The organism is Psittacicella gerlachiana, assembly GCF_003585965.1.
Lineage (GTDB): Bacteria > Pseudomonadota > Gammaproteobacteria > Enterobacterales > Psittacicellaceae > Psittacicella > Psittacicella gerlachiana.
The window spans coordinates 1-7,957 of record NZ_NRJF01000129.1 but is presented as its reverse complement, the minus strand read 5'-3'; the positions used below and the strand labels follow the sequence as shown (position 1 = coordinate 7,957).

6 protein-coding genes are annotated in these 7,957 nt (G+C 34.6%); 3 read left to right on the top strand and 3 right to left on the bottom strand.

Features of this window, described 5'->3' with window-relative positions:
* Nucleotides 1–176: 176 nt before the first annotated feature.
* Both tsaB and CKF59_RS04875 read left to right on the top strand, forming a co-directional pair.
* Nucleotides 177–1,142 (top strand): tRNA (adenosine(37)-N6)-threonylcarbamoyltransferase complex dimerization subunit type 1 TsaB, encoded by a 966-nt coding sequence (gene tsaB, locus CKF59_RS04880; protein WP_119534849.1) that lies wholly within the window; start codon nucleotides 177–179, stop codon nucleotides 1,140–1,142.
* Between the two features lie 66 nt (nucleotides 1,143–1,208).
* Nucleotides 1,209–2,672 carry an alanine/glycine:cation symporter family protein gene (locus CKF59_RS04875; RefSeq protein ID WP_119534848.1) on the top strand — a complete coding sequence of 488 codons (1,464 nt, stop codon included), beginning with the start codon at nucleotides 1,209–1,211 and terminating at the stop codon, nucleotides 2,670–2,672.
* Nucleotides 2,673–2,747: 75 nt separating this feature from the next.
* On the opposite strand, the gene CKF59_RS04870 is transcribed toward CKF59_RS04875, so the two are convergent.
* From CKF59_RS04870 to rarD, 3 genes are all read right to left on the bottom strand, one after another.
* Nucleotides 2,748–4,397 carry an alpha,alpha-phosphotrehalase gene (locus CKF59_RS04870; protein WP_119534847.1) on the bottom strand — a complete coding sequence of 550 codons (1,650 nt, stop codon included), beginning with the start codon at nucleotides 4,395–4,397 and terminating at the stop codon, nucleotides 2,748–2,750.
* Nucleotides 4,398–4,449: 52 nt separating this feature from the next.
* Nucleotides 4,450–5,868 (bottom strand): PTS trehalose transporter subunit IIBC, encoded by a 1,419-nt coding sequence (gene treB / locus CKF59_RS04865; protein WP_119534846.1) that lies wholly within the window; start codon nucleotides 5,866–5,868, stop codon nucleotides 4,450–4,452.
* Between the two features lie 262 nt (nucleotides 5,869–6,130).
* On the bottom strand, nucleotides 6,131–7,042 hold the full coding sequence (gene rarD, locus CKF59_RS04860) for an EamA family transporter RarD (protein WP_119534845.1): 912 nt from the start codon (nucleotides 7,040–7,042) through the stop codon (nucleotides 6,131–6,133).
* A gap of 126 nt (nucleotides 7,043–7,168) precedes the next feature.
* Between rarD and CKF59_RS04855 the strand changes: the two genes are divergently transcribed.
* Nucleotides 7,169–7,627, top strand: coding sequence for an Lrp/AsnC family transcriptional regulator (locus tag CKF59_RS04855; protein ID WP_119534844.1), 459 nt, complete (start codon nucleotides 7,169–7,171; stop codon nucleotides 7,625–7,627).
* Nucleotides 7,628–7,957 lie beyond the last annotated feature (330 nt).

Here is a 7,957-nt window from a genome sequence, read left to right as displayed (position 1 = left end):
TATAATTTAACTTCTATTACATTATTACCAATTACAAATACAAAAATCACATTTCTCAAGACAATTTTTTAGTTATAAACCTATCTATGCTATAATTTATTAAATTTTACAAATACTCAGAACTAGTGTAGACTAGTAAACCTATTGGTATTTTTGTTTCAAAAATAAATTTTATTATGAATATTCTCGTTTTAGACTCTTCTTTTAATAAAATGCAGGCTGCTAATTACTCTTTTAGCTCTGATGATAACTATCAAGTGTTATCTTCATTCTCAGCTCAAAAAGGTAGTCAAGGCGAACAGGCTTTAGAAATTTTACAAGAAATTGCTACCGATCCAACCGCAAGTAAACTTTATGCAGAATATAAGTATGTAATGTTTAATCGTGGTCCAGGTTCTTTTGTCGGAACGAGAATTTCTACCAGTCTTACCCAAGGAATTGCTACCGTAAATCCTGAGGTAAAAGTAATCGCAGTCTCATCTCTAGAAATGTTAGCACAACAAATTCGTCTCTTAGCTTTGTTGGCTTCTCAGCATCAACTAGAAATTCCTGCTTTTACGAACAAGACAAAAATATTTGTCGCTATAGACGCTAACATGGGTGAAAGCTATGTTGCAAGTTTTAATTGGCATCAACTAAAAGACACAAACGAACTTATTTTAGATTTAGCAGGTAAAGAACAGCTAATAAAAAAAGCTGAATTAGAGCAAATTTACCTTGCGACTCAAAGTTCGGATTTAGCGATGCGTGAACAGATTATAGCTGCAAATAACTATACTCATAAATTTGGCTTCGAGGTGAAAGATCAAGTCATTTTAGTGGGAAATGCGTGGAATAAATATTATCCAGCTGGACAAACTCTTGTGCAACAGCTTAGTGATGAAGTTGTAGCTCGTCAGTTGTATCCTCTAATTAGTGGTTATTTTCAAAAGCACTTACTTATCCCTAAATTAGAGCAAAATCAACGTGTGACGATAGAAGAAGATTTAATGGATGACATTTTTGCATTCTTTGAGCAAATCACTGAATTACCTGATGTTCGCTTTTTAGCTCCGTTAATTATCGACAAAATCAAAGCTCAAGATTTTACTTCTCGTTTAAATATCGAGCCTACTTATATTCGCGATAAAGTTACTTACTAAGCTCTAGTCACAAAAAGTTTTTAGGATTAACTCTGTTGAAAAACAGCCCATTACTTTAACTTTCTTATGACTTCAAATATTCTTAATACTTTAAGTGCTATGTGGTCATTTTTTAATGACTACCTCTTAATTTTTTCTCTCCTCATTTGTGGTGTTTTTTATTTTATCCTCTTAAAAGGGGTGCAAATCCGTTACCTTAAACATTCTTTTACTCTTCTTTGGAATAAAGAAACTTCATACAATGACGATAAAGTAAATATTACTCCAGTACAATCATTTTTAACCGGTTTAGCTGCTCGTATTGGTATGGGGAATATTGCAGGGGTAGCGGCTGCTATAGCTGCCGGCGGACCTGGTGCAGTGTTTTGGATGTGGGTAGCAGCTTTCCTTGGCATGGGAACAGCTTTTGTTGAAAACACCTTAGCTCAGGTTTATAAAACTAAAATTTCTTCAGGAGAATTTAAAGGCGGTCCTGCTTTCTATATTACTTACGGTTTAAAGAGTAAACTCGGCGGGATGATCTTTAGTTTAGTGCTAGCTTTTACTTATGGTTTTGCTTTTGTCTCTTTACAAACAAACCAAATTTCAGAATCCCTAAACTATGCTTTTGAAATGCCAAAATGGATTGTAGGTTTAATTCTTGTTTTCCTTACAGGAATTATTATCTTCTCTAATTTAAAGACCATTGCTAATGTAAGTGGAGTGCTGATTCCAATTATGTCAGGACTTTACATCCTAATGGCATTAATTCTCATTATCCTGCATATTACCGAACTCCCAAAAGTTATTTACACTATAGTAACCTCTGCTTTTAATACAGATTCTGCTTTAGGAGCAACTATAGGGTTAGCGATTAACTATGGCGTTAAACGTGGATTATTCTCTAATGAAGCTGGGATGGGATCTTCACCAAATATTGCAGCTTCTGCCAATGTAAAACACCCTGTAAGTCAAGGTTTTGTACAAATGGTTGGTATTTTCTTTGATACCATTGTTATTTGTTCTTTAACAGCCTTTATGGTACTTATGGCAGGAGTATACGGCTCACCAGCTGGTGCTGGTTTAGAAGGAGCCTCTTTAGCTCAAGCTTCGGTTGAAGCTTTTATGGGTAAATTTGGTTCTGAATTATTAGTATTTATAATTTTCCTCTTTGCCTTTACTTCTGTACTTGGTTACTTTACTTATGGTTCAGTAGGAATCTACTATATTACCGAAAATAAATGGATTGCTCACCTATATCGTCTTGGGGTTCTTGGCTTTACTTTCTGGGGAGCTTATAAATCACCTGATTTAGTGTGGAGTACTGCAGATGTCTTTATGGCAATTATGTGCTTTATGAACGTAGTTGCATGTTTACTGTTATGGCGTCCTCTTTATACCGTTTATAAAGATTACCGTGATCAGATTAAATCAGGAATTAAAGTTCCAGTATTTGATGTAAGTAAATATCCATCTTTAGCCCGCACTCTTCCTGAACCGGAAATTTGGGATGCTAAAAGACATAACCAAGAAATTAATGCTGAAAAATAAATTAAAAACTTAAAATCAATCAGCTAAAACTAATTTTAGATAATAAAAAAAGAGCCCCTCGAGGCTCTTTTTTTATTAGAATAAATAGTATAAAGCTTGATATGGTTGTAAATATACCGTATCTTCATTAGTCACATTTACCCATTCAAGATTATTTAACAGCAGATAAGTATCCAACTCTTGATGTTCTAGTCCTTCAGGTAAATCTACAATTTGTAACTTATCACTCAGATTCGCTACCACCCACAGAGTTTTTCCCTGATACTTACGTAGATATGACCATACTTGAGGATTTTCTAGATCTAAATCTTGATAATCTCCGTAAACAAAAACTTCATTTTCTTGACGTAAAGCAATTAAAGCTTTGTAAGTATAGAATACCGAATCTTTTTGGGCGAGAGCTTGAGCTACATTTAACTCATGATAATTCGAAGCTAAAGGTATCCAAGGTGTTCCTTGCGTAAAGCCTCCATGCTCTTGAGCATTCCAAGGTATAGGAGTACGACCATTATCACGAGATTTTTGCCCTAAAATTTGCATAATTAATTCATGCTCATATCCTTGTTCTAGCATAATCTCATACATATTTAAGCTTTCAATATCACGATATTGCTCAAGCGAAGTAAAGAGAGCGTTGGTCATCCCAATTTCTTCCCCTTGATAGATATATGGCGTCCCTTGTAAGCCATGTAAAATCATTGCCCATAATTTAGCACTTGTTTGTAATAACTCCGGAGTTGTAGTATTCCCAAAACGACTTACCACTCTTGGCTGATCATGGTTACACCAAAATAAAGCATTCCAAGCTTGATTATGCATTCCCTGTTGCCAATAATTAATTATTCTTTTAAGTTCGACAAAATCAGGTTGAGCAAAGGTCCATTTTTGTCCTTGTGGATAATCAACTTTTAAATGATGGAAATTAAAAGTCATTGAGAGTTCTGTCCCCTCGAGATTTGCATACTTACGACAATTTTCTAGCGTAGTTGATGACATTTCTCCTACGGTCATAAGTTGACAAGGTACAAGAACTTCACGATTTAATTCTTGTAAGAACTCATGCACTCTTGGACCGTCGGTATAGAAAACTCTCCCATCCCCTTGATGATCATCGGCAAAAGATTGGTCTTTAGAAATAAGATTAATTACATCAAGACGTAAGCCATCTACTCCTTTTTGTGCCCAAAAGTTACAAACTTTATAGATCTCGGCACGTACTTTTGGGTTTTCCCAATTTAAATCCGCCTGTTCTCTAGCAAATAAATGTAAATAGTACTTTTGCGCTTGCTCATTCCATTCCCAAGCACTGCCTCCAAACTTAGATTGCCAATTATTTGGCTCTGGACGCCAAATATAATAATCATGATATGGCGAAGCTGGATCTTGAGCTTGAATAAACCATGGATGATCGGTAGAAGTATGGTTAAACACCATATCCATAATGATCTTAATTCCTCTACGATGAGCTTGCTCTACAAGTTGCTCAAAATCATCCATGCTTCCATAACTAGGATCTATATTATAGTAGTCTGCAATATCATAACCATTATCCACTTGTGGAGAAACATAAATTGGGGTTAACCAAATCGCACTAATACCAAGATCTTGCAAATAGTCTAGACGAGCGATAATTCCTTGTAAATCTCCAGTCCCTGAACCTGTAGTATCCAAAAAGCTTTTTGGATAAATTTGATAAACTACGCCCGTTTTCCACCAATTACTCATATATAACTCCATTTAAAATTAAAGTAGGTCTAGACTAGACCTACTTAAAGGATTAAACACTTAAAGTTCCTTTTGCAAGACGACGTTTATAAACGGCAATCGTCAAGATAAGAGGTACAATAACTGCAATTAACATACATAAAGCAAATGAACCCCAGAAGATAGGTTGAATTGAAAGAATACCTGGAAGACCGCCAACACCAATACTATTAGCGAGAATACCAAATAAACCACTCACAAAACCTGCGATTCCTGAACCAATCATGGCACAAAGCATAGGGAAACGATAGCGTAAGTTAATTCCATACATTGCAGGTTCGGTTACTCCGAGATAAGCAGAAATACAAGCTGGTACTGAAACTTCACGCTCATTCATTTTACGTGAAATTAGGACAATTCCTAAAACCGCTGAACCTTGAGCTATATTTGATAAAGCAATTAGAGGCCATACTGAAGTTCCACCCATATTTTGGATTAACTGGAAATCAATAGCTAAAGTAGTTTGATGCACTCCGGTAATTACTAAAGGAGCATAGAAGAAACCAAAGAGAGCTGAGCCGATTGGAGCAAAGCTACCAGTCATTGCTAATTTTACGACATAAGCTACCCCATCACCAATTTCACGTCCAATCGGACCAATAATTGCATGAGCAAGAGTAACCCCAATTAAAAGAGTGAGTACAGGAACTAGTACAAGATCTAAATAACTAGGAATAAATTTACGAATACCTCTTTCTAACCAAGCTAATACCATAGCTGTAAGAATTGCTGGAATTACTTGAGCTTGGTAACCTACTTTTTCAATGGTAAATAACCCAAAATCCCATACTTCAGGAGTTAAACTGCCTAAACCATAAGAGTTCATAAGTTGTGGAGACACAAGCGTTACTCCTAAAATAATTCCAAGAATTGGAGTTCCGCCCATTTTTTTCACCGTAGACCAACAAATACCTACCGGTAAGTAATGGAAAATCGCCTCACCTAATAACCATAAGAAAGAATTTAAGCTATCTAAGAAAGGATAAACTGCGGTTAAAGGTTTTCCGTCGACCATAGGAATATCACCTATAACATTACGGAAACCTAAGATTAGACCCCCTGAAATTAAAGCAGGAAGTAAAGGAATAAAGATATCTGCAAAATGAGAAATTAAAGCTTCATACCATTTTTGGTTTTGACGAGCTTGACTCTTAATCTCATCTTTACTTGCTGAATTTAATCCAGTGTACTTGAGCAGAGCTTGATAATATTGCCCTACATCTGTACCTATAATCACTTGAAACTGTCCAGCGGTAGTAAAGCACCCTTTAACAAAAGAAAGATTTTCTAAAGCTTTTACATCCGCTTTTTCAGTATCTGCTAAAACAAATCTGAGTCTTGTAACACAGTGGGTAACTGAAACTATATTTTCTTTACCGCCAACCTGTTCAACTAAAGTAGCTATGTCTTTTTCTGAAATTTCTTTAGCCATATATTCATCCTTAATAACAATAATCTTATATAAAAGATCACCTGCAAGCAATTATAAGAAGAATTAAGCCTAAAGAAAAATAAATTCTTGCAAATTGAGACTGAAATCACATCTAACTTCAAGACTTTTGATCAAATCTAATCAATTTTTTCCAATTTAGCTTCTAAAAACCAAGTTTAATCAATCCTTAAGCTTGGCTATTTCGCTTTCTATTTATGAGGTTACTTTATTATGTTAAAGTCTACTCTTTACTATTATTACCTTATACTTCTTGAGGCACTTGACGTTTCTTAATACTTTTATGCTTTTGCGTAACAAATCCACTTACAGTCAGCACAATTAAACCTGTCCAAATAAATGAATAGCTGACATAAGAAGTTAAACTTACTGAAGTATGTAACCAAAAAACTGCACAAAGGAATAATAAAGCAGGTTCTAAATAACTTAACATGCTAAAGATTTTTACTGGTAAGTGATTACTTGATAATAAATTTAAAAACATAGATAAAGCACTTACTAATCCCAATAAAGGAACTAAGATCCAATAACGCCATTCGGTAGTAATTAAAGCAAAAGCTTGCTCTTGTCCCCACAAGTAAATCAAACAACAAGGAGCTATTAAACATAAATCAAAAAATAGTCCTAGTAAAGGGTGAACTTTCATTGCTCTCCGCGTTAAATAATAAGGAGGAAAAGCTAAAGCAACCCAAAGTGTTGTCCAAGAAAATTCTCCATGAAAATAAAGTTCATTAGCCACACCAATAATGGCACAGCTTGTCGCTACCCCTTGCCAAAAACTTAATCTTTCTTGCCAAATTAAGCGTCCTGCTAACATCATCATTAGAGGAAAGAGAAAATAGCCCATGGCTACATTTACTCCCTCACCATTAATAGGAGCCCACATAAATAACCAAAGTTGACTTCCAAACAGAGCAGATCCCATTACCATAATTGCCCACTTTTTCCAATTAGTACTGAGATCTCTACGAATAAAGTTTATAAACGCTTTACGAGGTAATACTAAATTAATCAGCAAAAATAAACCACACCACATGGCAAGCATGCGTAACGAAAAAATAGTTGTTCCTGTTAAAGGCTGCATAGCGTCACTGAATAAATATAATGAGCTAAACAGTACTTGCGAACAAATACAACAAAGTACATAACGATACATTCAAAATTCCCTAAACATTGACCTAAATCATAGGGTTTATTATAATGGATTAAGCGTAAGAAAAATTACCTATAAAACTCTCTTAAAGAAAATATTTCTCAAATTTAAAGAGATATTGAAAAATTTATGCAACCACTTGATGATCTCGACAAACGTATCCTAAATCTCTTACAACAAGATAACAGTATCCCTCTCAAACTCCTTGCAGAAAAAGTCTATTCTTCAGTATCAACCTGTCAAAGACGTATTCAAACTATGATTGATAATAATGTTATTAGCAAACAAGTGGCAATTATCAATCCAAGTGCGGTAGGAAAAAATATTAGTGTTTTTGTCATGATTGAAATGGAAACTCATAATCCTAAACAACAGTTTTTTGAGCAAAAGATGCTTGAAGAACCTGAGGTAATGAGTTGCTATGAAATTTCAGGAGATTACGACTTTTTACTCTTAGTGCATACTGAGAACATGCAGACCTATCATGAATTTACCCGTAGAGTCTTAACGAGTGAGAATAATGTTCGTAGCTATAAGAGTCAATTTATTATGAATTTCTCTAAAGTTGGAACAAAAATCGACCTCTAACTTAGAAGCAAACTGTATTTTTCCAGTCGCTGTGTTGTGCAAAATACAGCGACCCAATTATCACATCCTTCCTGCTTATATTCCTTTCATCCTCTATTCTATGCATATATTTATACTGCTCATCTCAAATAGATTTATACTTGAAATCTCTTTAATTGCCCCTTACTTATTTTTATTTATCATTATCCTTACATTAGCCTACACCTCTCAAAGTTATCTCAAGATTTTAGCACCTTACTTATCCCAAAAAATTAACTTCTTCTATTCTCTTCATAAAGCATTTTCTCATCAAAATTTCTTAATTATTTTTCTCTTTCTTCCAATTTTATA

Excerpts from the sequence above, each read along its gene's own strand:
- tsaB (WP_119534849.1), top strand. The coding sequence starts at position 177 with ATGAATATTCTCGTTTTAGACTCTTCTTTTAATAAAATGCAGGCTGCT.
- CKF59_RS04875 (WP_119534848.1), top strand. The coding sequence starts at position 1,209 with ATGACTTCAAATATTCTTAATACTTTAAGTGCTATGTGGTCATTTTTT.
- CKF59_RS04870 (WP_119534847.1), bottom strand. The coding sequence starts at position 4,397 with ATGAGTAATTGGTGGAAAACGGGCGTAGTTTATCAAATTTATCCAAAA.
- treB (WP_119534846.1), bottom strand. The coding sequence starts at position 5,868 with ATGGCTAAAGAAATTTCAGAAAAAGACATAGCTACTTTAGTTGAACAG.
- rarD (WP_119534845.1), bottom strand. The coding sequence starts at position 7,042 with ATGTATCGTTATGTACTTTGTTGTATTTGTTCGCAAGTACTGTTTAGC.
- CKF59_RS04855 (WP_119534844.1), top strand. The coding sequence starts at position 7,169 with ATGCAACCACTTGATGATCTCGACAAACGTATCCTAAATCTCTTACAA.